1 protein-coding gene is annotated in these 930 nt (G+C 65.3%); it reads right to left on the bottom strand.

Translation table 11 applies throughout. The features are described from left to right. Positions 1-930 (bottom strand): anthranilate synthase component I family protein (locus tag ACEWQ0_RS00005; protein WP_476484103.1); only part of this gene is annotated, 930 nt, incomplete at both ends.

The following is a 930-nucleotide window of genomic DNA, read 5'->3' as shown; positions in this document are numbered from 1 at the left end:
GGATCGGAGTCGGCCACGATGCCGGCGCCGGCCTGCAGGTGCAGGGTGTGGTCCTTGACGATGGCGGTGCGGATGGCGATGGCCAGGTCCGCGTTGCCGTGCCAGTCCAGGTGGCCGACCGCGCCGGCGTAGACACCGCGCTGGACCGGCTCGAGCTCGTTGAGGATTTCCATCGCGCGGACTTTCGGGGCGCCCGAGAGCGTGCCCGCCGGGAAGGTGGCGCGCAGAACGTCAATTGCGCTCATGTCATGGTCGAGCTGGCCGTGCACCTCCGAAACCAGATGCATGACGTGCGAATAGCGCTCGATCACCATCCGGTCGGTCAGTTCGACGGTGCCGGTGGCGGCAATCCGGCCGATGTCATTCCGGCCCAGATCGATCAGCATCAGATGCTCGGCCAGTTCCTTGGGATCAGCCTTGAGCTCTTCTTCCAGGTGGCGGTCTTCTTCCGCCGTCTTGCCGCGGGGCCGCGTGCCCGCGATGGGCCGCACCATGGCCTCGCGATCGGATACGCGCACCAGCACTTCGGGCGACGAACCGACCACCTGAAAATCACCAAAGTCAAAAAAGTACATATAGGGCGAGGGGTTGAGACTTCTCAGCGCCCGATAGACGTCGAGCGGCCGGGCCGCCAGCTCCACGCTCATGCGCTGGGACAGCACCACCTGCATGGTGTCACCGTCGAGAATGTACTGCTTGATGCGCGCAACGGCGTCCTTGAAGTCGGCCTCGGCAAAACCGAAGCGAAAATCTTCTTCGCCCGGCACGCTTAGCGCCAGCGGCGGCGGGTAGCCCGGCGAGCCGCAGCGCAGGCGATGCACGAGCTGATCCAGGCGGCGGTTGGCGCTGTCCCAGGCGTGCTCTTGTTCGGGATCGGCGTTAACGATCAGATACAGCCGGCCGGCCAGGTTATCGAACACGGCCAGCTGG

It is taken from the genome of Wenzhouxiangella sp. YN9 (assembly GCF_056324165.1).
This window is presented reverse-complemented; position numbering and strand designations above follow the sequence as displayed.